Source organism: Agrobacterium sp. ST15.16.055 (assembly GCF_027956555.1).
Lineage (GTDB): Bacteria > Pseudomonadota > Alphaproteobacteria > Rhizobiales > Rhizobiaceae > Agrobacterium > Agrobacterium salinitolerans.
In genome coordinates this window covers 1-26,750 of record NZ_JAQKGN010000011.1, presented here as the reverse complement: position 1 = coordinate 26,750, position 26,750 = coordinate 1, and the positions used below count along the sequence as shown (strand labels likewise).

Annotated in this window: 28 protein-coding genes; 12 read left to right on the top strand and 16 right to left on the bottom strand. The window is 58.6% G+C overall.

What is annotated here, in order from left to right:
• Positions 1-7 precede the first annotated feature (7 nt).
• Both PL599_RS16080 and PL599_RS16075 read left to right on the top strand, forming a co-directional pair.
• The gene (locus PL599_RS16080; protein WP_142912968.1) at positions 8-496 is read left to right on the top strand and encodes a tellurite resistance TerB family protein; all 489 of its coding nucleotides are present in this window, start codon (positions 8-10) and stop codon (positions 494-496) included.
• Positions 486-1,217, top strand: coding sequence for a glutamine amidotransferase (locus tag PL599_RS16075; protein WP_142912967.1), 732 nt, complete (start codon positions 486-488; stop codon positions 1,215-1,217). Before PL599_RS16080 ends, PL599_RS16075 begins: the two co-directional genes overlap by 11 nt.
• A 78-nt stretch (positions 1,218-1,295) precedes the next feature.
• Here the strand turns inward: PL599_RS16075 and PL599_RS16070 are convergent, their stop codons facing one another.
• Complete coding sequence (locus tag PL599_RS16070; RefSeq protein ID WP_077985588.1) at positions 1,296-2,528, bottom strand: MFS transporter; 1,233 nt, start codon at positions 2,526-2,528, stop codon at positions 1,296-1,298.
• A gap of 244 nt (positions 2,529-2,772) precedes the next feature.
• Between PL599_RS16070 and PL599_RS16065 the strand changes: the two genes are divergently transcribed.
• On the top strand, positions 2,773-3,063 hold the full coding sequence (locus PL599_RS16065) for a YggT family protein (protein ID WP_003523487.1): 291 nt from the start codon (positions 2,773-2,775) through the stop codon (positions 3,061-3,063).
• On the top strand, positions 3,060-3,365 hold the full coding sequence (locus tag PL599_RS16060; protein WP_271359304.1) for a DUF167 domain-containing protein: 306 nt from the start codon (positions 3,060-3,062) through the stop codon (positions 3,363-3,365). Before PL599_RS16065 ends, PL599_RS16060 begins: the two co-directional genes overlap by 4 nt.
• Positions 3,366-3,371: 6 nt before the next feature.
• Here the strand turns inward: PL599_RS16060 and ppa are convergent, their stop codons facing one another.
• From ppa to PL599_RS16040, 4 genes are all read right to left on the bottom strand, one after another.
• The gene (ppa, locus tag PL599_RS16055) at positions 3,372-3,905 is read right to left on the bottom strand and encodes an inorganic diphosphatase (protein WP_003523485.1); all 534 of its coding nucleotides are present in this window, start codon (positions 3,903-3,905) and stop codon (positions 3,372-3,374) included.
• Positions 3,906-4,074: 169 nt separating this feature from the next.
• Positions 4,075-4,581, bottom strand: coding sequence for a GNAT family N-acetyltransferase (locus PL599_RS16050; RefSeq protein ID WP_077985493.1), 507 nt, complete (start codon positions 4,579-4,581; stop codon positions 4,075-4,077).
• Positions 4,582-4,791: 210 nt separating this feature from the next.
• Positions 4,792-6,615: a translational GTPase TypA gene (typA, locus tag PL599_RS16045; RefSeq protein ID WP_077985492.1), complete on the bottom strand. Its 1,824-nt coding sequence runs from the start codon at positions 6,613-6,615 to the stop codon at positions 4,792-4,794.
• 149 nt (positions 6,616-6,764) lie between these two features.
• Positions 6,765-8,825 (bottom strand): M3 family metallopeptidase, encoded by a 2,061-nt coding sequence (locus PL599_RS16040; protein WP_269824767.1) that lies wholly within the window; start codon positions 8,823-8,825, stop codon positions 6,765-6,767.
• A 263-nt stretch (positions 8,826-9,088) separates the two neighbouring features.
• On the opposite strand from PL599_RS16040, the gene PL599_RS16035 reads away from it, so the two are divergent.
• Together PL599_RS16035 and PL599_RS16030 are read left to right on the top strand one after the other, a co-directional pair.
• Positions 9,089-9,547 (top strand): MarR family winged helix-turn-helix transcriptional regulator, encoded by a 459-nt coding sequence (locus PL599_RS16035; protein WP_077985491.1) that lies wholly within the window; start codon positions 9,089-9,091, stop codon positions 9,545-9,547.
• A gap of 5 nt (positions 9,548-9,552) precedes the next feature.
• On the top strand, positions 9,553-10,749 hold the full coding sequence (locus tag PL599_RS16030) for a multidrug effflux MFS transporter (RefSeq protein WP_269824768.1): 1,197 nt from the start codon (positions 9,553-9,555) through the stop codon (positions 10,747-10,749).
• Positions 10,750-10,803: 54 nt separating this feature from the next.
• On the opposite strand, the gene PL599_RS16025 is transcribed toward PL599_RS16030, so the two are convergent.
• Positions 10,804-12,027, bottom strand: a complete 1,224-nt coding sequence (locus tag PL599_RS16025; RefSeq protein ID WP_077985585.1) for an argininosuccinate synthase — start codon at positions 12,025-12,027, stop codon at positions 10,804-10,806.
• A gap of 315 nt (positions 12,028-12,342) precedes the next feature.
• Between PL599_RS16025 and PL599_RS16020 the strand changes: the two genes are divergently transcribed.
• On the top strand, positions 12,343-13,197 hold the full coding sequence (locus PL599_RS16020; RefSeq protein ID WP_269824769.1) for an SDR family NAD(P)-dependent oxidoreductase: 855 nt from the start codon (positions 12,343-12,345) through the stop codon (positions 13,195-13,197).
• A gap of 120 nt (positions 13,198-13,317) precedes the next feature.
• On the top strand, positions 13,318-13,965 hold the full coding sequence (locus PL599_RS16015; RefSeq protein WP_077985490.1) for a LysE family translocator: 648 nt from the start codon (positions 13,318-13,320) through the stop codon (positions 13,963-13,965).
• A gap of 38 nt (positions 13,966-14,003) precedes the next feature.
• Here the strand turns inward: PL599_RS16015 and PL599_RS16010 are convergent, their stop codons facing one another.
• From PL599_RS16010 to PL599_RS15980, 7 genes are all read right to left on the bottom strand, one after another.
• Positions 14,004-14,798 (bottom strand): ABC transporter ATP-binding protein, encoded by a 795-nt coding sequence (locus PL599_RS16010; protein WP_077985489.1) that lies wholly within the window; start codon positions 14,796-14,798, stop codon positions 14,004-14,006.
• Positions 14,795-15,676, bottom strand: a complete 882-nt coding sequence (locus PL599_RS16005; protein ID WP_077985488.1) for an ABC transporter permease — start codon at positions 15,674-15,676, stop codon at positions 14,795-14,797. The genes PL599_RS16010 and PL599_RS16005 overlap by 4 nt, the downstream gene beginning before the upstream one ends.
• Positions 15,677-15,783: 107 nt before the next feature.
• Entirely contained in the window at positions 15,784-16,737 is a 954-nt protein-coding gene (locus tag PL599_RS16000; protein ID WP_077985487.1) for an ABC transporter substrate-binding protein, read from the bottom strand.
• Between the two features lie 109 nt (positions 16,738-16,846).
• The gene (gene rlmN, locus PL599_RS15995; RefSeq protein ID WP_142913030.1) at positions 16,847-18,019 is read right to left on the bottom strand and encodes a 23S rRNA (adenine(2503)-C(2))-methyltransferase RlmN; all 1,173 of its coding nucleotides are present in this window, start codon (positions 18,017-18,019) and stop codon (positions 16,847-16,849) included.
• A gap of 266 nt (positions 18,020-18,285) precedes the next feature.
• Positions 18,286-18,789, bottom strand: coding sequence for an invasion associated locus B family protein (locus tag PL599_RS15990; protein ID WP_077985486.1), 504 nt, complete (start codon positions 18,787-18,789; stop codon positions 18,286-18,288).
• 296 nt (positions 18,790-19,085) lie between these two features.
• Positions 19,086-19,466, bottom strand: coding sequence for a YkvA family protein (locus tag PL599_RS15985; RefSeq protein ID WP_077985485.1), 381 nt, complete (start codon positions 19,464-19,466; stop codon positions 19,086-19,088).
• 51 nt (positions 19,467-19,517) lie between these two features.
• Positions 19,518-19,823 carry a 4a-hydroxytetrahydrobiopterin dehydratase gene (locus tag PL599_RS15980; protein WP_142912962.1) on the bottom strand — a complete coding sequence of 102 codons (306 nt, stop codon included), beginning with the start codon at positions 19,821-19,823 and terminating at the stop codon, positions 19,518-19,520.
• Positions 19,824-19,881: 58 nt separating this feature from the next.
• Here PL599_RS15980 and PL599_RS15975 point away from each other — a divergent pair, with 58 nt between their 5' ends.
• Positions 19,882-20,361, top strand: a complete 480-nt coding sequence (locus tag PL599_RS15975; protein WP_142912961.1) for a low molecular weight protein-tyrosine-phosphatase — start codon at positions 19,882-19,884, stop codon at positions 20,359-20,361.
• Here PL599_RS15975 and thpR read toward each other — a convergent pair.
• Entirely contained in the window at positions 20,295-20,888 is a 594-nt protein-coding gene (gene thpR, locus PL599_RS15970; RefSeq protein ID WP_077985482.1) for an RNA 2',3'-cyclic phosphodiesterase, read from the bottom strand. The genes PL599_RS15975 and thpR overlap by 67 nt on opposite strands.
• A 68-nt stretch (positions 20,889-20,956) precedes the next feature.
• Positions 20,957-21,607: an arylesterase gene (locus PL599_RS15965; protein ID WP_142912960.1), complete on the bottom strand. Its 651-nt coding sequence runs from the start codon at positions 21,605-21,607 to the stop codon at positions 20,957-20,959.
• A gap of 91 nt (positions 21,608-21,698) precedes the next feature.
• Between PL599_RS15965 and PL599_RS15960 the strand changes: the two genes are divergently transcribed.
• The 3 genes from PL599_RS15960 (at position 21,699) to PL599_RS15950 (ending at position 25,923) form a co-directional block, all read left to right on the top strand.
• Positions 21,699-22,409: an ABC transporter ATP-binding protein gene (locus PL599_RS15960; protein ID WP_269824770.1), complete on the top strand. Its 711-nt coding sequence runs from the start codon at positions 21,699-21,701 to the stop codon at positions 22,407-22,409.
• Complete coding sequence (locus PL599_RS15955; RefSeq protein WP_269824771.1) at positions 22,406-24,967, top strand: ABC transporter permease; 2,562 nt, start codon at positions 22,406-22,408, stop codon at positions 24,965-24,967. The genes PL599_RS15960 and PL599_RS15955 overlap by 4 nt, the downstream gene beginning before the upstream one ends.
• 218 nt (positions 24,968-25,185) lie before the next feature.
• Positions 25,186-25,923, top strand: a complete 738-nt coding sequence (locus tag PL599_RS15950; RefSeq protein WP_271359295.1) for a Bax inhibitor-1/YccA family protein — start codon at positions 25,186-25,188, stop codon at positions 25,921-25,923.
• A gap of 141 nt (positions 25,924-26,064) precedes the next feature.
• Here the strand turns inward: PL599_RS15950 and PL599_RS15945 are convergent, their stop codons facing one another.
• Positions 26,065-26,457, bottom strand: coding sequence for a DUF2794 domain-containing protein (locus tag PL599_RS15945; protein WP_003523170.1), 393 nt, complete (start codon positions 26,455-26,457; stop codon positions 26,065-26,067).
• Positions 26,458-26,750 lie beyond the last annotated feature (293 nt).

Below are 26,750 nucleotides of genomic sequence, written 5' to 3'. Positions count from 1 at the left end.
GCTATCGATGTTCCAGCAAATACAATCGTTTATTCAAAACCTCGTCGGCCCGAATGTGGGTGATTTCAGCCCGGACGATCTGAGGGTTGCGGTGGCCGCCCTCTCTTTCCAGGTGATGGAAGCGGATGGCACCGTCTCGAAAAGCGAGCGTGACCGCCTGCGCGAGATTCTGCATGAATATTACCATCTCGATGGCGGCAAACTGGATGCCCTTCTCACCGCCGGCCAGGAGGCGGGCAAGGAGGCCGTCGATTATTACCGCTTCACCGCCGATATACGCCGCCATCTCGACGAAGATCAACGCGTGGAGCTTATTGGAATATTATGGGATATTGTTTACGCTGACGGCGAACGAAGCGAAATGGAAGACCATGTGATCTGGCGGGTAGCCGATCTGCTCGGTGTATCCGTGCGCGACAGGGTTCTGCAACGTCAGCAGGCCGCCACGAGGTCCGGGCCCGCTGAAGAAAGCGAAAACGAAGACGATGCTGTTTGACCCTTCCAGGCAACAGGAAAAACAACCATCGCTGCTCATCGTCCTGCATCAGGAACGTTCTACCCCCGGCCGTGTCGGCCAGATGCTGGTGGAAAAAGGGTATCGTCTGGATATAAGGCGACCCGCACTCGGCGATGACCTGCCGCAGACGCTGGAGAAACACGCGGGCGCCATCATCTTCGGTGGCCCGATGAGCGCCAACGATTCTCATGACTACGTCAAAGCCGAGATCGACTGGCTGAAGGTGCCGCTGAAGGAAAATAAGCCCTTTCTCGGCATCTGTCTCGGCGCGCAGATGCTTTCCAAACATCTAGGCGGCAAGGTGGAGGCCGACAGGGACGGTAAGGTCGAAATCGGCTGGTATCCGCTTCATGCCACCGAACATGGGCGGCTTTTGATGCCGCATTGGCCGAAGATGGTCTATCATTTCCACAAGGAAGGGTTCGAGCTGCCGCGCGGAGCCGAACTTCTGGCCTCGGGCGAGACCTACCCCAATCAGGCCTATCGCTATGGAAAAAATGCCTGGGGCTTGCAGTTTCACGCCGAACTGACCCGCGCCATGATGCATAGTTGGGTGGTGCGCGGCGCCCAGAGGTTCGGAATGCCCAATGCACAGGTGGGCAGCCAGCATCTGGAAGGCCGCATGCTGTTCGACACGCCTCTCAGGGCATGGCTCGGCAATTTTCTCGATCTGGTTTTTGAAGGCAAGGCGCAGCGCTAGAGCATTTCCAGTAAAAGTGCTTAGCGGTTTTACGTTCGGAAAATGCGTAAAAACAAAACGATCTAAGCCCCATCGCCATCAGTGCGGCGCATCCAGATTGTCGATCTTGCGTAGCTTGGAAAAACCGAGCGCCCAGATGACCGCCACAGCAAGCGTACCCGCCCCGCCGATGACGACTGCGGGCACCGCTCCGACGACATGAGCCATGGTGCCGGCACGAAACTCGCCCAGCTCGTTCGATGCGCCGACAAAGACCATATTAACCGCATTCACACGCCCGCGTACCTCGTCCGGCGTCCAGAGTGCAATCAGGGTCTCGCGCACATAAACCGACACCATGTCCGATGCGCCCATGACCACCAGCGCGGCGATGGACAGCCACGCGGTCTGCGACAGTCCGAAAACCACAGTGGAGATGCCGAAGAGGCCGACGCCGGTAAACATCAGCAGGCCGGCGTGGTGACGAATGGGTTTGAAGGCCAGAATGACCGCAACGGTGATGGCCCCGATGCCAGGCGCGGCACGCAGAAGCCCAAGGCCCCATGGGCCGAGCGTCAGCACTTCCTTGGCAAAAATCGGCATCAACGCAACAGCACCGCCGAGCAACACCGCGAAAAGATCAAGCGAGATCGCGCCAAGGACGACTTTTTCCTGCGAGATGAATTTGAACCCGGCCAGCATGGTTTCGAGGCTGATGGCTTTTGCCGGGCCGCGTTGTTCCGGCTTACGGATTGCTACTGCAAGCGCCGCGGAAACAATGAAAAGCACGAGCGCTACGCTATAGGCGACGGAGGCCCCGAGACCATAAAGCAGACCACCGGCGACAGGGCCAAGAATCGACGCCATCTGCCATGAAGACGAATTCCAGGCGATAGCATTCGGCAAATCCTCGACCGGCACGAGATTGGGTGCCAGCGACTGCACCGCCGGCCCCATGAAGGCCCGCTCTATGCCGAAGACGACGAGAATGGCGAAGACCGGCCAGGGCGAAAAGCTGTGCATCAACGTGAGGCTAAGAAGCGCCGCAGCGCAGAGCGCCGCGATCAGCAGGCATATGGCCATGATGCGCCGGCGATTGTGCCGGTCGGCGACCGTTCCCGTGACGAGGATCAGAAGCAGCGACGGCAGAAATTGGAAAAGACCGATCAGGCCGAGATAAAAGGCGTTGCCGGTAACCTCATACATCTGCCAGCCGACAGAGACGCTGACGATCTGGATGGCGAAGGCCGAAAAAAACCGGGCGCTGAAAAAACGGCGATAGGAACTATGCCGGAATGCGCCAAAGCGATTATCGGCGGAAGGGAGGGACATCGGCTGGGTGCTCGCGAGACAATAGGAGAGCTTTGCAATAGAGCGATATGGCAGGAATCGCCAGCCCTCATCGATGGATGACGAAAAGTGCAGGCGGTTTTGTGCGAATTCCCGCTGCAAGGCCACAAGCCGGACTGCCATGATCGCCGGTCGACGAGGCCAAAGTTCATTACGATCAGGGGCAAGACTTGCCGGTTCACCAGCGAATGTCTAAATGTCTTGCAACCAAGATACGGAGATATTGATGCTTGCCCTGTTTCAGACCATCGATCTGGCCTTGAACCTCTATACGTGGGTGCTGATCGCCAGCGCTATTTTTTCCTGGCTTTACGCCTTCAACGTCATCAATTCCCGCAACCAGTTCGTGAACGCCATCGGCAGCTTTCTGTTCAATGTCACGGAACCGGTTCTGCGACCCATCCGCCGCATTCTGCCCAATCTCGGCGGCATCGACATTTCGCCGATCATCGTGCTCCTGATCATCTTCTTCATCCGCTCCTTCATGTGGAACACGCTTTACCCGATGGTCGCTTGAGCGGCTTCTGGCAGAAGCACGGTGATCATGTCCGCCTGACCGTCCGCCTCACACCGAATGGCGGGCGGGACGCCATCGACGGCGTGGAAAAGGATGCGGAAGGAAACACGCATCTCAAGGCCCGTGTCAGCGCCGTGCCGGAAGGCGGAAAGGCCAACAAGGCCCTGATTGTCTTCCTGGCAAAAAAACTCGGCCTGCCGAAATCTTCCATCAGCTTCGTTTCAGGCGAAACAGCGCGTAAAAAAATCCTCCGGATCGATACCGACCCGGAGGATTTCGAGGAGCTATTTAAAAAGCTTTAAGGCAGATCAGCCCTGCGCCTTGTAACGCTCAATGGCTTCAACGATCAGCTTCTTGGCAACATCAACATCCTGCCAGCCGCCCATCTTCACCCACTTTCCGGGCTCCAGATCCTTGTAGTGCTCGAAAAAGTGCTCGATCTGCTTCAGCGTAATTTCCGGCAGGTCGGTGTAATTGTGGACCTTGTCGTAACGGCGTGTCAGCTTCGGAACCGGCACGGCGAGAATCTTCTCGTCCTTGCCGCCGTCATCTTCCATGATCATCACGCCGATGGGGCGGACATTGATGACGCAGCCTGGAACCAGCGGACGGGTATTGCAGATGAGAACGTCGATCGGATCGCCGTCGTCGGACAGGGTGTGCGGTACGAAGCCATAGTTACCCGGATAGGTCATCGGCGTGTAGAGGAAGCGATCGACGATCAGCGCACCGGCATCCTTGTCCATCTCGTACTTGATCGGATGTCCGCCGACCGGCACTTCAACGATGACATTCACGTCATCCGGCGGATTCTTGCCTACGGAAATTGCATCGATACGCATTCGCTTCCCTCATTCGACGGGTTGGATTTGGTTTTCGATACTGGGAAAGTCGCCGCATTGCAACATGGCTTTGGGCGGATAAGGCAGAATGCGGGATTTGAGGCTATCGCAATGGCGCATGGCCGTCCGCGAGAATGAACCCCGGCCCAAATCACCGGGGCATTATTTGTCAATTCCAGACGAAACCGACTTTGCGAAGCGACTTGCCGTCAAAGTCTTCCATGCCTTCGGCAATATCGCGGCCGCCGTGAGAGCGGAAAAAGCGGTTGGCCACATCGCTGTCTTCAAGGCACCAAACAACGATGCCGTTGCAGCCAAGCGAGGTCAGCAATCTGCGCGCTTCCGTAAACAGCAGCGAGCCAAGCCCGATGCCCTGATATTCCGGTCGGAGATAAAGTTCGTATATCTCGCCGTCTTGCGGCAGCCCGCGTGCCCGGCTGAGGCCCAGTGTCGCATATCCGGCAACCACACCGGCTACTTCGACCACCAGCATGGTTGCGGAGCCTCTGGTCGCCTTCTTCCACCATATTTCGCCACGGCGCTCCAGCATCTGCATCAACGGCCGATGCGGGATAAGCCCTGCATAGGCCTGTTGCCACGACAGACGGTGCGCCTCGGAGATGGCGCGCGCGTCATGCGGTTCAGCACGGCGAACATCGATGGATAACGTTTTCATAACGCGATTCTGGCCCCGGCCACGGAAACTTACCAGTCATAAAGGTTAACGCCGGCAAGCTTACCCACAGCCTATTCATGTGGACGACCCTGAAAAATTAACGCATCCTTAACCTTTGGCAAAGCGCCTTTCGACTCATACGCACATAAAAACGAACGCATAAAAAAACCCGGCCAAAGCCGGGTTTTTCGAAAGCATGGATCAAGCCGATCAGCTGGCTGCAAGCTTTGCCTTTTCGAAACGCTTGCGGTCGTTCGGGTCGAGGTAGAGCTTGCGAAGACGGATCGACTTCGGCGTAACTTCGACGAGTTCGTCATCCTGAATCCAGGACAGCGCACGCTCCAGCGTGAACTTGATCGGTGGCGTGAGCTTCACCGCCTCATCCTTGCCAGCGGCGCGGATGTTGGTGAGCTTCTTGCCCTTCAGCACGTTCACGTCGAGGTCGTTGTCACGGCTATGAATGCCGATGATCATGCCCGCATAAACCTTCTCGCCGGCATCGATGATCATCGGGCCGCGATCTTCAAGGTTGAACAGGGCATAGGCGACTGCTTCGCCGGATTCGTTCGACAGCAGAACGCCGTTGACGCGGCCGCCGATTTCGCCCTTGTAAGGCTGGTAGTCGTGGAACAGACGGTTCATCACAGCCGTGCCGCGCGTGTCGGTCAAAAGTTCAGACTGATAACCGATAAGGCCGCGGGTCGGCGCGAAGAAGACCAGACGGACACGATTGCCGCCCGATGGACGAAGCTCAACCATCTCGGCCTTGCGCTCGGACATCTTCTGAACAACGACACCGGAATGTTCTTCATCAACGTCGATGACGACTTCTTCGACCGGCTCCATAAGCTGGCCGTTTTCATCCTTGTGCATGACAACCCGCGGACGCGAAACGGCAAGTTCGAAGCCTTCGCGGCGCATGTTTTCGATCAGAACCGCCAGCTGCAATTCACCGCGACCGGAGACGAAGAACGAATCCTTGTCGGCGGATTCTTCGATCTTCAGCGCAACGTTGCCTTCGGCTTCCTTGAAAAGGCGGTCGCGAATGACGCGGCTCGTGACCTTGTCACCTTCGGTGCCGGCGAGCGGCGAATCGTTGACGATGAAGGACATGGTAACCGTCGGCGGATCGATCGGCTGCGCCTGCATCGGCTCCATGACGGCAGGATCGCAGAAGGTATCGGCGACGGTGCCCTTGGAGAGGCCGGCAATGGCGACGATGTCGCCCGCATGGGCTTCTTCGATCGCGGTGCGCTCGATACCGCGGAAAGCGAGAATTTTCGAGATACGGCCGTTTTCAATCAGCTTGCCGTCCTGGCCCAGAACCTTGACGGCCTGGTTCGGCTTGATCGAACCGGAGGCGATGCGGCCGGTGATGATGCGGCCGAGGAAATTGTTAGCCTCGAGGATCGTGCCGATCATGCGGAACGGCCCCTCTTCGACCTTGGGCTCCGGAACGTGCTTGACGACGAGATCCAGCAGCGGCGCGAGACCTTCGTCGGTCGGGCCTTCCGGATTGACGTTCATCCAGCCGGAGCGGCCGGAACCGTAAAGGATCGGGAAATCGAGCTGTTCGTCGGTGGCGTCGAGCGCCGCGAAAAGGTCGAACACTTCGTTGACGACTTCTTCATGGCGGGCGTCCGGACGGTCGATCTTGTTGATCGCGACGATCGGGCGAAGACCGACCTTCAGCGCCTTGCCGACCACGAATTTGGTCTGCGGCATGGGGCCTTCGGCAGCATCGACCAGAACGATGGCGCCATCCACCATCGACAGGATACGCTCGACTTCACCGCCGAAGTCGGCGTGACCGGGGGTGTCGACGATGTTGATACGGGTATCTTTCCACTCGATCGAGGTCGCCTTGGCGAGAATGGTGATGCCGCGCTCTTTTTCAATGTCGTTGGAATCCATCACGCGCTCCATCACGCGCTGGTTTTCACGGAACGAACCGGATTGCTTCAAAAGCTCGTCAACAAGCGTCGTTTTTCCATGGTCAACGTGCGCGATGATCGCGATGTTGCGAAGTGCCATTGTTTAAAATCTCTGAGGTTGGGCGCTATATTGATGAGAAACGCCAATTTAGTTTGGCGCGCTCATAACCTTTTTTTTGCAAATGCGAAAGGGGGCTCATGTCATAAGCCCTCTGCGCTCAGCTTCTAACTCAGAAATATGACAGTCTCTTATAGGAGACCGCGCTTTAAAAGCATGGCGTCCGGGCTCGGCATCTTGCCGCGGAAGGCAAGATAGGCCTCCTCCGGATCGATCGAGCCGCCAACGGAATAGATGTTATCCTTCAGCCGTCGCGCCATCTCGCTATCAAAGGCATTGCCGGTTTCCTCGAATGCCGAAAAGGCGTCGGCGTCCAGCACTTCCGACCACATGTAGGAATAGTATCCGGCGGAATAACCGTCGCCGGAAAACACATGCTGGAAATGCGGCGTCGCATGGCGCATGACGATGGATTTCGGCATGTTGAGCGCGGAAAGGACCTCACCCTGCACGGCCATCGGGTCACCGACGTTGTCGCGGGTATGAAACGCCATGTCGACAATCGCCGACGAGGTGAATTCCACCGTGCTGAAACCGGCATTGAAGGTCTGCGCAGCCAGAACCTTGTCCAGTAGCGCCCTCGGCATCGGCGCGCCTGTTTCATAATGCAGGGCGTATTTTTCGAGAATTTCCGGCACCGTCAGCCAATGTTCGTAAAGCTGCGACGGCAATTCAACGAAATCGCGCGAGACACCCGTTCCGGAAACGGAAGGGTAAGTGACATTCGACAACATGCCATGCAATGCGTGGCCGAATTCATGGAACAGCGTGCGCGCATCGTCGAGCGAAAGCAGCGCGGGTTTACCCTCGGCCGGTTTGGCGAAATTGCAGACATTGTAGATGATCGGTATTTCTCCGACCGTGCCGTTCTTGAGGGGCAGCTTATGCTGCGACTGGAAGGAGCTCATCCATGCGCCGGACCGCTTGGAGGGACGGGCGAAATAATCGCCGAGGAACATGGCCTTCAGACCGCCCTTTTCATCGCTGATTTCGAAAACCCGCACATCCGGGTGATAGGCCGCGACGCCTTTGATTTCGACCGCCCGAATCCCGAACAGCCGCCCGGCCACATCGAAGCACGCTTCGATGATCTTTTCGAGCTGCAGATAGGGCTTCAATTCAGCCTCGGAGAAGCTGAATTTCCGTGCCCGGAGCTTTTCGGCATAATGCCGCCAGTCCCAGGGCAGCACCTCGTGATTCCTTCCCTCCTTAGCGATGATGGCTGCCAGTTCGGCCTCCTCCTCGCCCGCACGGCGCACGGCCTTTTCCCAGACCCGCCCCAGAAGACCGTTCACGGCATCCGGCGTCTTTGCCATCGTATCATCGAGCTTGTAGGCGGCGAAATTTGCGTAACCGAGAAGCTTTGCCTTCTCCTCGCGCAATTCGAGCGTGCGGCGGACGATCTTGCGATTATCGGTCCCGCCGCCATTCTCGCCACGCGCCACCCACGCCCTGAAGGCCTGCTCGCGCAGATCGCGGCGCTCGGAAAAGGTCAGGAAAGGCTCGATGATGGATCGGGAAAGGGTAACGGCAAATTTGCCGTCCTCGCCATGCTCACGGGCAGCACCCGCCATCGCGTCTCGCAGAAAATCGGGAATGCCGGTAAGTTCCTCTTCCGTGGAAAGCAGGAGCTTCCAGTTCTTTTCATCTGCCAGCACATTCTGCCCGAATCTCGCACCGAGACCGGCAAGTTCCTCATTGATCGCTGCCAGCCGTTCCTGCCGGTCCTTCGGCAGCTTGGCGCCGGAGCGCACGAAACTCTTCCAGTGCCGCTCAAGAACTCGGCTCTCCTCACCCGTCAGCCCCAGCGCCTCGTGCTTTTCCCACAAAGTGTCGATCCGCTTGAACAGGGCCTCGTTCATGCCGATCTTCGAATAGTGCCGCGACAGTTTCGGCGCGATCTCCCGCTCTAGCGCCTGGATCACGCCATTGGTATTGGCGCCTGCCCTGTTCCAGAACAGCGCCGAAATGCGCGAAAGATCGTCGCCTGCGATTTCGAGCGCGGTCACCGTGTTTTCGAAGCTCGGGGCCTCAGAATTGCCGGCAATCGCATCGATTTCGTGTTCGTGGGACAGAAGGGCGGCATCGAAGGCCGGAGCGAAATCCCCATCCCTGACCGCATCGAATTTCGGCAGACCATTATGGCCGTTCCAGTCAACGAGTGCGGGATAAAGCGCGGTCTTGGATGGCATTTCATCTTCCTTGTACAATTCCGGTTAAGCTCATATGGGCACGCCTCCACCGGCAATTCAATATGCCCGGCGGAGATGTCAGGCCGCGTGAAAAAATATGGAAAGTCCGGTCTTTTTTGCTTCAGCGTAACAATCGGCGACTATATTGCAGATCATCCAGCAACCGAACTGACGCATACTTTACCCGATTTTCCACAATATGACTTGTGCACCATTGATTATCGCCCGGATTTTAGTAAGTCTGACTTACGAAAAGGCGAAACATGGGCACTAAACGCGAAAAAGACTCATTGGCATTTTTACTGAACAGTGGCGCACGCCTGCTGAACAGTGCTTTCGAGCGCCGAATTGCTGAAGCAGGACTGGGCCTGACACCCGGCGAAGCACGCGCCCTGCTGACGGTCGCCGTCGTTGATGGCAGCAAACAATCGGATATCGCCGCCCGGCTCGGCATCGAGCCCATGACGATCTGCGCCTATCTCGACAAGCTGCAATCTCTCGATCTCATCGAACGCCAACAGGACCCGCAGGACAGGCGCTCCAAGCGTATAGTGATGACGAAAAACGCAGCCGAGATGCTGGAAGCCGTGCGCCAGGAAATCGATGAACTCGTCCGTCACGCCACGCAGGGCCTGAATGACGAGGAGGTCGCGCTTTTCCGCAGCTTCCTGCAGACTCTCCGCAACAATCTCCAGCCGGAACAGTCGAGCCAGGGCTGCTGATCGCAATGTCGCCAGAAACGGTTATGTCCAGAAAGCGCACGGCCATGCTCGGTGCGTTGCTGACGGCGCTGGCACCGATTTCCATGGCCATCTACACACCCGCCATGCCGGAACTGACGCGGGTTTTCTCCACCACGGAATCCGCCGTGAAACTCAGCCTGTCGCTTTACTTCGCCGGTTTCGCCATGGCGCAACTGCTGGCCGGCCCGGCATCCGATGCCTTCGGGCGGCGAAAGGCGAGTCTCGTTTTCCTGTCCATCTTTCTGGGCGGGGGGCTGCTGGCGATCTTCGCCCCAACAATCGAGGTGCTGCTCTTCGCCCGGCTTGTTCAGGGTATTGGCGCCTCCGTCGGCATGACGGTGGCGCGCGCCGTCGTGCGCGATCAATTTACCGGCTCGGAAGCCTCCAGCATCATGAACCTTATTGGCATCATGCTGGCCGTTGGCCCAGCCATGGGCCCGACCATAGGCGGACTTTCGCTTGCGGCTTTCGGGTGGCAATCGGTATTTTTCCTCATGGCCAGCCTCGGGGCCATCGCCATCTTCACCGTCGTGGTTTTCCTGCGCGAGACGACAATCCCGGACAAGAACCTGATCCGCCCGCGTCGGCTCCTGTCGGCCTATGGGACCTTGCTCACCGAGCCGCGTTTTCTTCTCGCTGCACTGGTACTCGGCGGTTCCATCGGCGCGCTTTATGCGCAGGCGACCATGCTGACCTTCATCCTCATTGACAAAGTCGGCATGACACCCACCGCCTTCGGCATCGGCATGCTGATGCAGACCGGCGCCTATTTCTTCGGCTCAATCGCCCTGCGTTATATCGCACCGAGGCTTGGTGACCGCCGTTCGGTCGTCCTTGGCCTCTGTTTTTCGGGAATAGGCGGCCTCCTTATCCTGCTGTCGGTGTTCCTGATACCGCCATCCTTTCTTTCGATTATGGGACCTGTGGCGGTCGCAACGGTCGGCATCGCCTTGCTGACGCCATCCATGGTGACGGCGGCCCTCGCCCCTTTCCCGCATATTGCCGGCTCGGCATCGGCAATGATGGGTTTCATTCAGATGGGATCTGGTTTTGCGGGCGGTGCTGCAGCCTCAATCATCGGTTCGCCGTTGACCGGCTTCGGCATCATCATCCCCGTGATGGAGTTCACCGCAATCGCCAGCTACATCGGCTTCCGCATCGTCTCCATACGAAAGACATGAAAAAACCCGCCGACGGCGTCGCCAGCGGGTTTCATTATTTCCATTCCAGCAGAATTACTTGCTGATATTGCGCTTTGCGAGTGTGCGAAGACGCAATGCGTTAAGCTTGATGAAGCCTGCAGCGTCCTTCTGGTCATAGGCGCCATGGTCGTCCTCGAAGGTCACCAGCGCGTCGGAATAGAGCGACTTGGCGCTCTCGCGGCCGGTCACCATGACATTGCCCTTGTAGAGCTTCAGCGTCACTTCGCCTTCCACATGCTCCTGGCTCCTGTCGATCAGGGCCTGCAGCATTTCGCGCTCCGGCGAGAACCAGAAACCGTAATAGATCAGCTCGGCGTAACGCGGCATCAACTCGTCCTTGAGGTGGGCCGCACCCCGGTCAAGCGTGATGGATTCGATGGCGCGATGCGCGGCAAGCAGGATGGTGCCGCCGGGCGTCTCGTAAACGCCGCGCGACTTCATGCCGACGAAACGGTTCTCGACCAGATCGAGACGACCGATGCCGTTTTCACGGCCGTAATTGTTGAGCGTGGCAAGAAGCGTCGCCGGCGACATTTCAACGCCGTTGATGGAGCAGGCATCGCCCTTGCGGAAACCGACCTTGATGACGGTTGCCTTATCGGGCGCGGCTTCCGGGGAGATGGTGCGCATATGCACATATTCCGGCGCTTCCTGCGCCGGGTCTTCCAGAACCTTGCCCTCGGAAGAGGAGTGCAGCAGGTTGGCGTCCACCGAGAAAGGCGCCTCGCCCTTTTTATCCTTGGCAACCGGAATTTGATGCTGCTCAGCGAAGTTCAGGAGGTCCGTACGGCTCTTGAACGACCAGTCGCGCCAGGGAGCGATGATCTTGATATCCGGATTCAGCGCATAGGCCGACAGCTCGAAACGGACCTGATCGTTGCCCTTGCCGGTGGCGCCATGTGCGATGGCGTCGGCGCCGGTCTTCCTTGCGATTTCGATCAGGTGCTTGGAGATCAGCGGACGGGCAATGGAGGTGCCGAGCAGATAGACGCCTTCATAAACCGCGTTTGCGCGGAACATCGGAAACACGAAATCACGTACGAACTCTTCGCGGACGTCCTCGATGAAGATTTCCTTGATGCCCAGCATCTCGGCCTTCTTGCGCGCCGGCTCGAGTTCTTCGCCCTGGCCGAGATCGGCGGTGAAGGTCACCACCTCCGCGCCGAGTTCCGTCTGAAGCCATTTCAGGATGATCGAGGTGTCGAGACCGCCGGAATAGGCGAGAACGACTTTCTTAACGTCTTTCGGAAGTGCCATAGTGATGTCCATCTGCATGATGACGGCATTGGGACACCGCCATTTCCTTGGGATTTCGGCACTTTTACAGTGCAAGCCGAAATGTGTGAAGCGCTTTTCAGTGAGATAAGCGACAAAACAATTGATGGGCGCATACGAGGGCGGGCGATGACCGGGCGTATTGATGGAAACGAGGCGATTGTCACATGCATTATGAAAATTCGCGCTTTATCATAAAGCGGCGCGATCAACTTGAAGACCGTGAATGAAACCCGTGAGGTTCAGGCAACGTTGCAAACCGCTGGAAACAGCCGAAACGACGCGAAGGAGAGACCTATGACGACCATCCACCCCGCATTCAAGGAAGATAATGTCGCCGTCATCACCGGTGCTGCCTCCGGCATCGGACTTGCCGCAGCCCGCAAATTCGCCGGTTTCGGCATGAGTGTCGTGCTCGTCGATCTCGACGGCGAGAGGCTTGCCGCAGCCCATGCGGATATTGTGGCCGTTGCCAAGAACGGCGAAGCGCAGGTTGTCGCCATTCCGACCGACGTATCCAGGCTCGATGAACTGGAGGCGCTGGAGCGCGCCGTGATCCAGCGTTTCGGACGCGTTCACGTCCTGATGAACAATGCCGGCATCCAGCCCGGCAGCGCCATTTTCGGTCCACAGGCCAATTGGGAAAATATCATCAACGTCAATCTGATGGGTGTCGTGAACGGCAGCCGTGTTTTCGGGCAGGGCATGATCGCCCATGGCGAGCCGGCGCTCATCGTCAATACCGGCTCGAAGCAGGGCATCACCACGCCTCCCGGCGATCCGGCCTATAATGTCTCGAAGTCCGGCGTCAAAACCTTCACGGAGGCGCTTCAGCACGAATTGCGTAACCTACCGAACAGCTCGGTTTCCGCTCATCTGCTGATCCCCGGCTTCGTCTTCACCGGCCTCACCGCCCATGGCAGGACAGAAAAGCCTAAAGGCGCATGGACCGGCGAACAGACCGTCGATTTCATGGTTGAAAGCATCGGTCGGGGCGATTTCTACATTCTTTGCCCGGATGGCGAGGTGGACCGACCGACCGATGAAAAGCGCATTCTCTGGGCGGCCTATGACATCGTCCAGAACCGTCCGCCGCTATCGCGCTGGCACACGGAATATTCCGCCGCCTTCACCAGCTTCCTGAAAAACTGAATGTTCCGGGCCGCCGCGATGTAACCATTGCGGCGGTCTTTCGCGTCAGTGCTCAAAAGCATTGGCAGAAATGCGAAACCGCGTTAAGCACGGCAATCTCCAGCTTTTACGGGTGCCGCGATGGATTTCGTTCCCAGCCTGCCGACATTGATCGCCTTCACCATTGCCATTCTCCTTCTGGCTGTGACCCCGGGGCCTGACATGACGCTTTGGATCAGCCGCTCCCTGCGTGAGGGCCGGACGGCAGGTTTCATGACGCTTCTGGGAACCAATATCGGCATTACCGTGCACACGATGCTCGTCGCCTTCGGCGTCGCCGCCCTCATCGTCGCCTCGCCGACGGCTTTCATGATCCTGAAGACCGGCGGAGCCGCCTATCTGGTCTGGCTCGCCATCCAGGCAATCCGCAAAGGCTCGGATTTCGTGATGGTGAAAAGCGCCGGCGAAAAATCGCAGTCCTCCCTGAAGTCGGCGCTGCTGAACGGCATCTGGGTCAACCTGCTGAACCCGAAGATCATCATCTTTTTCATGACCTTCCTGCCGCAATTCGTCAGCGCATCCGATCCGCATGTGACCGGCAAGCTGATCTTCCTCGGCATCTGGTCGATCATCGTCGCGCTGCCGATCGGCATCGGCATCGTAATCGCGGCAGATGTTCTTTCAGCCTGGCTGCAACGCAACCGGAAAATTCTGCGCGGACTGGATTATACGATCGCAGGTGTCTTTTCGCTTTTCGCCGTCAAGATTTTCTTCACGCAGGCGCGCTGACGGCAACAAAAAGGCGCCCTACGGCGCCTTTTTTACAATCAACCGATCAGCAACTCATCGTCATCGAGCTTCTGGCCGCGTATCTTGCGGAACATGTCGATCAAATCTTCGACCTCGAGATCCCTGCGGCTGTCGCCGGAAACGTCGAGCACGATCTCACCGGCATGCAGCATGATCGTGCGGCTACCATAATCCAGCGCCTGACGCATGGAGTGGGTAACCATCAGCGTCGTCAGCTTGCGCTCCGACACCACCTTGCGGGTCAACTCCATCACGAATTCGGCCATGCCGGGATCGAGTGCCGCCGTATGTTCATCCAGCAGCAGCACGTCCGAGCCGGACAACGTCGCCATGACGAGCGAGACTGCCTGCCTCTGACCGCCGGACAGAAGGTCCATGCGGTCCTTCAGACGATTTTCCAGCCCGAGATTGAGCGAAGCGATCCGCTCCTTGAAGAAATCCCGCCGACCACGCCCAAGCGCCGGCAAAAGGCCGCGACGCGTGCCGCGCGACGCCGCCAGCGCCAGATTTTCCTCGATGGTGAGCGCGCCGCAGCTGCCCGCCAGCGGGTCCTGAAACACGCGTGCCACCCGCCCCGCCCGGCTGGCGGTCGGTTTGCGGGTTACATCGGCGCCGCCGATCATCACCTTGCCCGCCGTCGGCAGGACATCACCGGCGAGAACGCCGAGCAGCGTCGATTTGCCGGCGCCATTCGAGCCGATGACGGTGACGAAGGAGCCATCCTCAATAGTGAGGTCGATCTTGGAGAGCGCCTGCTTCTGCAGCGGCGTGCCGCGCCCGAAGACAACCTGAATATCGGAAAGGGAAATCACGATGTTGCTCCCCCGCGGCGCAGTCGGGGCAGGATCAATGCGATGGCCACCAATACCGCCGTTACGAAATTGAGATCGGACGCCTTGAGGCCCAGCACATCGCTCGACAGAGCGAGCTGGATGGCGAGACGATAGGCGATGGAGCCGAAGACACAGCCGATCAGCGCGACCAGAATACCGCGCGCGCCGAACAGTGTTTCGCCGATGATGACGGCCGCAAGCCCGACAACGATAGTGCCGACACCGGAGGTCACATCCGCAAAACCATTGGTCTGCGCGAACAGCGCGCCGCCGAGAGCGACCAGGGCATTCGAAAGCGCCATGCCGAGGTAGATCTGGTTACCTGTCTTCACCCCCTGCGCCCGCGCCATCCGGGCATTGGCGCCCGTCGCGCGCATGGCAAGGCCCGCATCGCTTTCAAGAAAACGCCAGACGAGGATGACCGCGGCCAGCACCAGCGCGCCGACGAACAGCGGCCGCACCAGATATTCCGACAGGCCGAGGCCGTAAAACGGCGATATCATCGTATCCTGATTGAGCAGCGCCACATTCGGCTTTCCCATCACGCGCAGATTGACGGAAAACAGCGCGATCATCGTCAGGATCGACGCAAGCAGGTTGAGGATTTTGAAACGAACGTTGAGGGTGGCGGTCACGATGCCGGCGGCGGCACCGGCCACCATCGCAATCGCCGTCGCAACCCAGGCATTCAGACCGGCGATGATCAGCACGGCAGCCACGGCGGCGCCGAGCGGAAACGAACCGTCCACGGTCAAGTCAGGAAAATCAAGCACACGGAAAGCGAGATAAACGCCGATCGCCACGAAAGCGAAGACCAGTCCCAGCTCCACGGCGCCCCAGAAGGCGATTTGGCTCACGGTAATGTCCTTGTTATTGCCGCCATCAGGCGGATACGGGTGCTGTCTCGCGCCACGTAAAACGGGCGGCGAATTTGCCGCCGCCCGTTATTCAGTCTGGTTTCGGTTCAGTCGATGACCTTGGTGGCGCGCTTGGTGACGCTTTCCGGGAAGGTGACGCCGGCTTTTTCGGCGGCCTTCTTGTTGATCACCAGATCAGTGCCGACAGCAACGGTTGCCGGAATATCGCCCGGCTTTTCACCCTTGAGAATGCGGACAACGACGGCGCCGGTCTGTTTGCCAACGTCGAAATAGTTGAAGCCGAGGGCGGCAACCGCACCGCGGGCGACCGAATCCGTATCGGCCGCGTAAAGCGGGATCTTGGCTTCGGAAGCAACACCGGCAGCCGCTTCGAAAGCGGAAACGATAGTGTTGTCGGTCGGAACGTAGATCACATCGGCCTTGCCGACCAGTGCGCGGGTTGCACCCTGCACTTCTGCCGATTTGGTGGCGACGGATTCAACAACCTTGAGACCCGCCTTCTCAGCCTCAGCCTTCAAGAGGGCGAGCGTCGATACGGAATTGGCCTCGGCCGAATTGTAGATGAAACCGATGGACTTGGCGTTCGGGGAGATTTCCTTGATGAGCGCCAGATGTTCGCCAACCGGGAGCATGTCCGAAAGGCCGGTCACGTTGCGGCCAGGCTTTTGCATGTCCTTGACGAGCTGTGCGCCGACCGGGTCGGAAACCGCCGTGAAGACAACCGGAATGTCGCGCGTGGCGGCAACGACGGCCTGCGCGGAGGGCGTGGAGATCGGCACGATGACGTTCGGCGCATCGCCAACGAACTGGCGCGCGATCTGCGCGGCGGTGCCGGGATTGCCCTGCGCGGACTCATAAAGGAACTTGAGGTTCTCACCCTCCTTGTAACCGGCTTCAGCAAGCGCGGCCTTGACGCCGTCACGGGCGGCGTCAAGCGCCGGATGTTCGACGATGGCGGTGACAGCAACGGTGACGTTTTCAGCCTTGGCCGGCAGAACGAGGGCGCTCGCGGCGGCGAGAGCCAGAATGAATGCGCGCATGGATATCCTCCTGTTGGTTCCCTGTTTTCGTCTTCTTAGGAACAAGACAGCCCGAAATCAATCGGAGAACCACTGCAAAACAAGCTTTCAGGCGGCAATTGCGGCTTATTCAGTCATCCGCGCCGTGGTTGGCGATCATCATCGCCTCGAAAGCCAGCCTTTCGGTCTTGCGCATCCGTTCCGATTCCGACTTCAACTGGCCGCAGGCGGCGAGAATATCGCGACCGCGCGGCGTGCGGATCGGCGAAGCATAACCTGCCTGATTGATGAAATCGGCGAACTTCTCGATCTGCGCCCAGTCCGAGCACTGATAGTTCGTGCCCGGCCATGGGTTGAACGGAATGAGGTTGATCTTGGCCGGGACACCCTTCAAAAGCTGCACCAGCATCTTGGCGTCTTCCAGACTGTCATTGACATCCTTCAGCATCACATATTCGAAGGTGATGCGACGGGCGTTGGAGAGGCCCGGATATTTGCGGCAGGCCTCGATCAGTTCCTTCAGCGGATATTTCTTGTTGATCGGCACCAGCATGTCGCGCAGCTCGTCGCGCACCGCATGCAGCGAAATCGCCAGCATGACGCCGATCTCATCGCCGGTGCGGAAGATTTCCGGCACAACGCCCGATGTGGAGAGCGTGACGCGACGCTTGGAGAGCGACAGGCCGTCGCCATCGGTGGCGATCAAAAGCGCGGTCTTCACATGCTCGAAATTATAGAGCGGCTCGCCCATGCCCATCATCACGATGTTGGAAACCTTGCGGCCTTCGCTCGGCACATAAGCGCCGACCGGCGTCGAACCGTCGGGAAAATCACCGAGCCGATCGCGTGCCAGCAGAAGCTGGGAAAGGATCTCCTCAGCCGTCAGGTTGCGCACGAGGCGCTGGGTGCCGGTGTGACAGAAGGAACAGGTCAGCGAACAGCCCACCTGGCTTGAAATGCACAGCGTACCGCGACCCTCTTCGGGAATATAGACCGTCTCGATTTCGACCGGACGTCCCGCACCGCGCGGTGGGAACCGCATCAGCCATTTGCGGGTGCCGTCATTGGAAATCTGTTCCTCGACAATTTCCGGACGGGCGATGGTAAAGGCCGCCTTCAGCTTCTCGCGAAGCTCCTTGGCGACATTGGTCATATTGTCGAAATCGGAGACGCCGCGCACATAAAGCCAGTTCCACAACTGGCTGACGCGCATCTTCACCTGCTTCTGCGGCACGCCGATTTCCGAAAGCGCCTCACCCATTTCCTCACGGGTCATGCCGATCAGCGACGGCTTGCCGGACATCAGATCGCTATTGGCGATCAACGGCGTTTTGACTGCCAGGCCGGCAGGGGCTTGCATTACAGACATTACGCTATCCCATCATTCCATGCATCGCACGACCGGCCTTTCGGATAGGCGGAAAATCGTCTGCATGTCGAGAAAATCAAAGGCGGAGCAGTTTTCGCGCATCCGCCTGTCAATGTTGCCGCGCCTTTAGCATCAAACAAGCAAAAACGCAAATGGCCGGTCAAGGACCGGCCATTGTCAGACACAATACGGTGTCAGGATTATTTGCAGCTCTCGATCTGCTTGAGAGCCGCCGAAATACCCGACAGCGAATAGGAATAGGACGTCGCGGTGCCACGGCCGGAGGTGGCCTTGACGGTCATGGACCTGCCGCCCTTCATGGCCGCCACAAGCGCCGGTTCTTCGGCGGCGTTTTCAACCCAGGCGGCCTTGTCCTTGGTGAACATGACGAAGTTTTTGTTGTCGATCGTCACATTAACCTTGGAACCCTGCTTGAGCGGATAACCCACCATGGCCTGCGGCTCATAGGAAATGTTCTGCCCCGGACGTTGCGAAACGATGAAAAAGATATCGCCGTGGTCGACATTTGCCGGCTCCTTGGCGGTCGGAATGGAAAGAACGTAGCAGACGGTGCTGTTGCCCGATTTGTACGAATAGGCACCCCATGCATTGAACTGCTGGATGCGCGTGGGCGACTGTGCAGATGCTACGCCGACGCTGGTCAGCAAAATGGCCGCTGCGGTTGCTACACTTCTTACAAACATTGAATTTCCTGCCGGGTTATTGTCTTCCATTGGCCCGAAGCATCGGCGAGCCCAGTTTCTGGATCGGCCACGTTCAGGTGCGGATCGTCTTTTCTCATTGTGGTCGGGAAGCGGTTACCAAACCGTCAACAACACGCATAAAATGCCGGAAACGTCTTGCGGTGTTACAGATTGGCGACTCCCGACGCCCTGAGGAGAAAGGTGCGAAACACCCTTCTTTCGTGTGTATGACACATAAATTCAGGCAAGAATTTGTCGCCCGTCAGGCTCGCCCGAACAGGCAGATCACAGAGGCGTTACCCGGCTTCCTGCTGCCGTTTCAGCATGGCGTCAGCCGCCTCGTAGTGCTCCATCTTGATATGGGCGCGGATCATAGCGAGCGCTGCCGTAATGACGGCGATGTCGTCAGTGAATCCGATAACGGCCAGCACATCCGGCACGGCATCCATCGGCATGATGAAATAGGCGAGCGCCGCCAGGATGATACCCTTGGCGCGCAGCGGCGTATCGCGGTCGATCGCGCAATAATAGGCCGCCGCCGCATCGCGTGCGAAAGGTACCTTCGACATCACGCGCTTTAGCTTGGGCCAGAATTTCGCACGCACGACGTTCTCGCGCTCCTCCCGCCTGTCGGCTTCACCAGGCAGAAGAATTTCACCGATTTTCACATCATCCACGATCGACGGTCCTCCGGTCACGGCTATTATATGGGATTTAAGCTCCGCCGTTCAATTGCTTCGGGCCACAGCCGCCTTCTGCATGGCCTCGGCCAGAAGAAAATCGCGCTCCGTCACACCCTGCGAATCATGGGTGGTGAGGCAGACCTTCACCCGCGAATAGACATTGGACCATTCGGGATGATGATTGAGCCTTTCCGCCACAAGTGCGGATTCGGCCATGAAACCGAAGGCTTCCGCAAAGCTTGCAAACTTGAAGGAACGGACGATAGCCGCTCCGTCCTCGCGCAGGGACCAGCCCTCTAGTTTCGACAGGGCCTGCCGGATGGCGTCCGGCTCTAGTCTGGGATATTTCATGAACTTACCTCCGCTTGAGACCCATTAACGCTTCAACGACGGGATCGACGCACAATCCATGAAACATACAGCTATTCTTTTTGTCTGCATGGGCAATATCTGCCGTTCACCGCTGGCCGAAGGGATTTTGAGACGCCTTGCCGACAGCGCGGCCATGTCTGATCAGCTCACCATCGATTCCGCCGGCACCGGCGGCTGGCACGCGGGTGACGCGCCCGATCCACGGTCCATCGCCATGGCGCGACGGCATGGCGTCGATATTTCCCGGCAGCGGGCGAGACAGGTCACCCTGGCGGATTTCGAGACCTTCGACCTGATACTCGCCATGGACGAAAACAATCTGGCGAACCTGCTGCAATCGAGCCCGGGAAGGCAGCGACACAAGATCCATCTCTTCATGGACTATGCCACTGGCTGCCGCGAGAACGTCCCCGACCCCTATTACGGGGCCGAGGACGGGTTCCTCAAGGTCTACAACATGCTCTTGGCAGGATGCAGATCGTTGCTCGAAAAGATGGAGCTGGACCGCGCCTCATGAAGCGGAAACGCCTCTTCAACGATATAGGGTCCACCGCCCACCGACTCCTTCGACGACATCAGCACGAAACGGCCGACCGTGAAGGGCGAGGTGCGGAAGTTGCCGCGTCCGGAAAGATACTGCACCACATCGTCCACGCGGGAGGAGCGCAACCGCGCCAGCGTGACATGCGGCATGAACTTGCGCGGATCGGGCGGGAGACCGATCCTCTGGCAAATCCGCTCGATTTCCGCCTGAAGCGCATGCATTTCCGGCGAGGGAGAAACCCCGGCCCAGATGGAATGCGGTTTCTTGGAACCGAAGGACCCCATACCGGTGAGGTTCAGCTGGAATTCCGGCCTGTCGATCCGGTCCAGCCTGTCCACGACCTCATCTGCGGTACGACCGTCGATGTCACCGATAAAACGCAGGGTTATGTGATAATTCTCCACATCGATCCACCGGGCTCCCGGCAGACCACCGCGCAACAATGAGAGGCTCATAGCCGCATTGCGCGGAATTTCGAGGGCGGTAAACAGTCTCGGCATGGCGAGCTCCCCGAATCTCTTGGCAGAACAAGCATAGCGAATCACGCAATGCAGGCGGGCGCAAGTGCTTATTTTTTTTGCGCACCGATTGTCGTGATGAAGCTTTCAACAACCGGCAAAGATTTTTCAACCATCGTCGCCACACCCTTCGTATTGGGGTGCATCTTGTCGTCCAGCTTCAGCGCATCATCCGTCACCACGCCATCAAGAAAGAACGGATAAAGCGGCAGGTTGTATTTTTCGGCGAGCTTCGGAAAGATCGGATTGAAGCGGCTGGCATAATCATCGCCCATATTCGGCGGTGCCATAATGCCGACCAGCAGCACGGCTATATTGCGTTTCTGGAAACCGGAAATGATGGTATCGAGGTTCTTTTCCGTCTGTTCCGGGGGAATTCCGCGCAGCGCATCATTCGCGCCGAGTTCCAGAATGACCCCGTCCGTACCATCGGGAACCGACCATTCCGCTCGCGCCAGACCACCTGAGGAGGTATCGCCGGAGACACCGGCATTGGCGATGGCGACATTGACGCCCTTGCCCTTTAATGCAGCTTCAAGCTGTGCGGTGTAGCTGTCGGTTGGCGGCAGCTGATAACCAGCCATCAAGCTGTCGCCGAGGCCGACCAGTTGCAATGTCCGTTCCTGAGCCATCGCAACAGAGCCCGAAAAGGCAGCGGCGAAAATGACGATGAAGTGAAACAGGGCAGCTTTAAATCTCATCACGGCTTTCCTAACTTGGTTCCCATTGTCTGAAATACCGACCGCATCGAGCGCCAGACCGTTTTCATCACCCTATATAGGAACGAGAATTGTGACGAAAAGCATCATAGAGCTGAAGAAAGCCGACCTCACGCTCGGCAATGCCGCCGCCTCCGTTCACGTTCTCAAGAACATCGATCTTTCAATCGGAGAGAGCGAGGCGGTTGGTATCGTCGGCCCCTCCGGATCGGGAAAGTCGACGCTTCTGATGGTGCTTGCCGGTCTCGAGAGGCTCGATAGCGGCGAAATCATCATTGCCGACACCGAACTGCACAAGCTCGGCGAAGATGCGCTGGCGGATTTCCGCGGCCGGAATATCGGCATTGTCTTCCAGTCCTTCCATCTCATCGCCAATATGACGGCGCTCGAAAATGTCGCCGTTCCGCTGGAACTGGCCAATGTTCCAAACCCGTTCGAGATCGCCAGACGCGAGCTCGTCGCTGTCGGTCTCGGCGAGCGCCTGAGCCATTATCCCGGCCAGCTCTCCGGCGGCGAACAGCAGCGTGTCGCCATCGCCCGCGCGCTTGCCCCTTCGCCGGCCGTACTGATCGCCGACGAACCGACCGGCAACCTCGATACCGATACCGGCAGGCAAATCGCCGATCTTCTCTTTGCCAAGCAGGCCGAACGGGCCATGACGATGATCCTCGTCACCCATGATCCGTCGCTTGCCGCCCGGTGCTCCCGGCAGATCAAGGTGCGATCCGGCGAGATTGAGGGCGACAGCGCCCGTCCCCAGATGGCGCGGGCGGTATCGGCATGATCGGCTCCATTTTCCCCTCTTTCGCCAATATAAGAAACGCCATGAGGCTTGCGCGCCGCGAAATTCGTGGCGGCCTGCGCGGCTTTTACATTTTCCTCGCCTGCATTGCGCTCGGAACCGGTGCCATAGCCGCCGTCAATTCCGTGTCACGCGCAGTCACTAGCGCCATAGCCACCGAAGGCCAGTCGATCCTCGCTGGAGACGTCCGTTTCGAGCTGCGCAACAGGGAGGCGACGCAGGAGGAACGGGCCTATCTCGACCGCCTTGGTACCGTCGCGGTTTCCACCGGGCTGCGTTCCATGGCGCGCCTTGCCGATGGGTCTGAACAGACCCTGACGGAAGTGAAGGCCATTGACGGCGCCTACCCGCTCTATGGAACTTTCGTGGCCGAGCCGAACCGACCGCTGAGCGAACTTCTGGCCGGGAACGGCGGCACCTATGGCGCCATCGCCGCGCCGCTTCTGCTGGAACGGCTCGGCATCAAGGTCGGCGATGAAATCCTGCTCGGTAATGTGAAGCTGAAACTGACCGGCACCGTGGTCGACGAGCCGGATGCTCTGTCCGACGGTTTCGGTTTTGCTCCACGACTGATGGTCAGTCGCGACGCCCTTTTCGCCTCGGGTCTCGTTCAGAACGGGAGTCTTGTCGAACATGCCTACAAGATCAGGCTGAACGATCCTTCGGCACGGTCAACGATGACCGATGCGGCCAACAAGGCCTTTCCCGATGCCGGCTGGTCCATCCGCACCAGTGACCGGGCGGCCCCATCGCTCACCGAAAACGTCAATCGCTTCTCGCAATTCCTGACGCTGGTGGGCCTCACCGCGCTCATCGTTGGCGGGGTCGGCGTCGCCAATGCCGTTCGCGCCTTTCTGGATTCTAAACGCACCACCATCGCCTCGCTGAAATGCCTGGGTGCGCCGGCCTCGGTGGTCACCATGACCTATCTCTTCCAGATCGCCTTCATCGCCGCCGTCGGCATCGTCATCGGCCTTGTCGTCGGCGCCGTCGCGCCGCTTATCGCCATGCGGTTTCTGGAGGGCGTATTGCCCGTGCCGAAGGAGCTTGCCTTTTATCCCGGCGCTCTCGGTCTTGCCGCCCTGTTCGGTCTCCTGACGACGCTCGCTTTCGCCATCGTACCCCTTGGCCAAGCGCGCGAGGTGCCGGCAACGGCGCTTTTCCGCGAACAGGGTTTCGAGGAGGGAAGCTGGCCATCCTGGCCCTATCTGGCAGCAACCGGCCTGCTGCTGGCGGCGCTCGCCGCCCTTGCCATCTTTTCTGCGGAAGACCGCTTCATCGCCTCGGTCTTCCTGGCGGCCATCGCTTTTGCGTTCATGGTGCTGAGGTTCGTTGCCTCCGGCGTCAAGGCCATCGCCAAGCGCAGCCCGCGCGTTCATTCGGCTGCGCTCAGGCTGGCGATCGGCAATATTCACCGGCCAGGCGCGCTCACCCCCTCCGTCGTTCTTTCGCTCGGCCTCGGCCTGACCCTGCTCGTGACGCTGACGCTGATCGACGGCAATCTGCGTCGCGAATTGACGGACAGCCTGCCGGACCGCGCACCGAATTTCTTCTTCGTGGATATTCAGGGCAGCGAACTTCAGGGCTTCCGCGATCTTCTGAAACGGGAAGCGCCGGAAGGCGCGCTGACAGAAGTGCCGATGCTGCGCGGCCGCATCCTGACACTCAACGGCGAGGACGTCACGAAGATGGAGGTGCCTCCGGCCGGGCGCTGGGTGCTGCGCGGCGACCGGGGCATCACCTATTCGCAGGATATTCCCGAAAATGCGACTCTGACAGAAGGAAGCTGGTGGGGGCCGGACTATAGCGGCGAGCCGCTGGTTTCCTTCGCAGCCGAGGAAGCTGGAGAACTGGGTCTCAAGATTGGCGACACGGTTACCGTCAACGTGCTCGGCCGCAGCATCACGGCCAAGATCGCCAATCTGCGTAATGTCGAATGGGAATCCCTCTCAATCAATTTCGTCATGGTGTTTTCGCCCAATACCTTCCGCGGCGCACCGCATGCCTGGCTTGCGACCCTTGCCGATCCTGCTGCAACCGCCAGCGACGAGGGCCGCATATTGCGCGCCGTCACCAACACCTATCCGACGATCACCAGCGTGCGCGTGAAGGATGCGCTTGATGTCGTCAACAGGCTGGTCGGCCAGCTTGCCACCGCCAGTCGCGCGGCTGCGGCCGTTGCGCTCATCGCGTCCGTTCTGGTGCTTGCCGGCGCACTCGCCGCCGGCAACCGCGCCCGCACCCATGACGCGGTGATCCTCAAAACGCTGGGCGGAACGAGAAACCTGCTGATCCGTGCCTTTTCCTACGAATATATGATGCTCGGCCTCGCCACCGCTGTCTTCGCGCTTTTCGCCGGCGGCGTCTCCGCATGGTTCGTGATTGCCCGTATCATGAAGCTGCCCTCCAGCTTCCTGCCGGATGTGGCGATCGGAACCCTCGTCGTCGCCCTCGTCATGACGGTGGGCATCGGTCTCATCGGCACATGGCGGATTCTCGGGCAGAAGGCAGCCCCGGTTCTCCGGCAGGCAGGCGAATGATCGTCGGTTGTACGCCGCTTAACTTTAACGATTAATTCTTTGTAATGATCGCCAAAACGTGAGCGCTTTTCGCGCATATGGTGTCTTTTCGACGGGAAAAGGCCTTGTATCGGACACGATCTGCCATCATATTCTCAAGCAGGCTTGCTGAAGCTCCGCAGCGGCGCCCGGGAGGTATCCCGACACCGTAGCAATCACGGAGCTCAAAAGAGGAAACAATGGCTGACTTCAATAACTACCAGAACCGCATGGCGCAGACGCGTGCACAGTCTGGTGCGATGATCGATGAAGGTCTTCGCGCCTATATGCTCAAGGTTTACAACCTGATGGCGCTGGCTCTGGTCATCACCGGTGTCGCGGCATTCGCGACCTTTACGCTCGCGACCACCAATGAGGCTTTCGCCCAGTTGCTCTATGCGTCGCCGCTGCGTTGGGTCGTCATGCTCGCACCGCTCGGACTGGTGTTCTTTCTTAGCTTCCGCATCCAGAACATGAGCGTTTCCGCTGCCCAGATGACCTTCTGGGTCTATGCGGCGCTGATGGGCGTATCACTGTCTTCGATCTTCCTGGTCTATACCGGCCAGAGCGTCGTACAGACGTTCTTCGTGACCGCTGCCTCGTTCGGCGCGCTCTCTCTTTACGGTTACACGACCAAGAAGGACCTGTCCGGTATGGGCTCTTTCTTGACCATGGGTCTGTTCGGTCTGATCATCGCATCGATCGTCAACATCTTCCTGGCATCGTCTGCGCTGCAGTTCGCGATTTCCGCGATCGGCGTTCTGATCTTCGCAGGCCTCACCGCCTACGACACGCAGAAGATCAAGGAAATGTATTTCGATGGCGATGACGTTGCCGTGGCTGGCCGCAAGGCGATCATGGGTGCGCTGACGCTCTATCTCGACTTCATCAACCTGTTCATGTTCCTCCTGCAGTTCATGGGTAACCGTGACAAGTAAGGGCAGGAACCCAACTGGCAGACATGCAAAAGGCGGCCCTTCCGGCCGCCTTTTTATTTACCAGATTTCTCACGGACTGCCCTTTCGCCCGTTTGTCGCATAGAGCCACAGCAGGCTGGTGGGATAGCGCGCCATCTCATCTCACTCGATGAGCTTCAAAACCTTGTCGAAGACCTTCAGAACCTGCGGCAACTCATGCCCACGTTTTAAAATGCGGCCATCCGTATTCACCACGCAATAAGCACCCTGTTTCGCCGCCAGCTTGGGGTTTTTCTCGATCCTGAAAAGCGGCATTTCACCTGAGCGCTTGAAGACGGAAAACACTGCCTTTTCCTTCAGGTGATCGATGGCGTAGTCACGCCATTCGCCCTCTCCCACCATGCGGCCATAGATGCGCAGAATCGCATCCAGCTCGCGGCGGTGAAAGGTGACCGGCAAAGGGTCCTTGTTCTTTTTATATTCGCGGAGATCGATGACGGTGGAATTGTCACGTGAAGCGGTCTGCACCTGCTGCACATCCGGTTGATCGGTCATCCAATACCTCCGATTCCACCCAAATCATCCGTGCAGTGTGAGCCTGAGAGGGCGAAATTGCAAGTCTTTGCACCGGCATGGCGTACAGGACAGGGGAATTCCGGGCAGGGTTTGACAAGCCTTCGATGCGCAGCGGAACCGGAAGACGGCAGCGCAGAACTGCGCCCAGACCGCTGACAAACCCGTCGATATTTTCGGCGGGTTTTTTCTTTTTCGGGATGATGACGTTTTATTGTCGTCTTTTGCGGGTGAACGGGAGATAAGATGAGCCTCGTTTCCTCATCCCCAGGCGG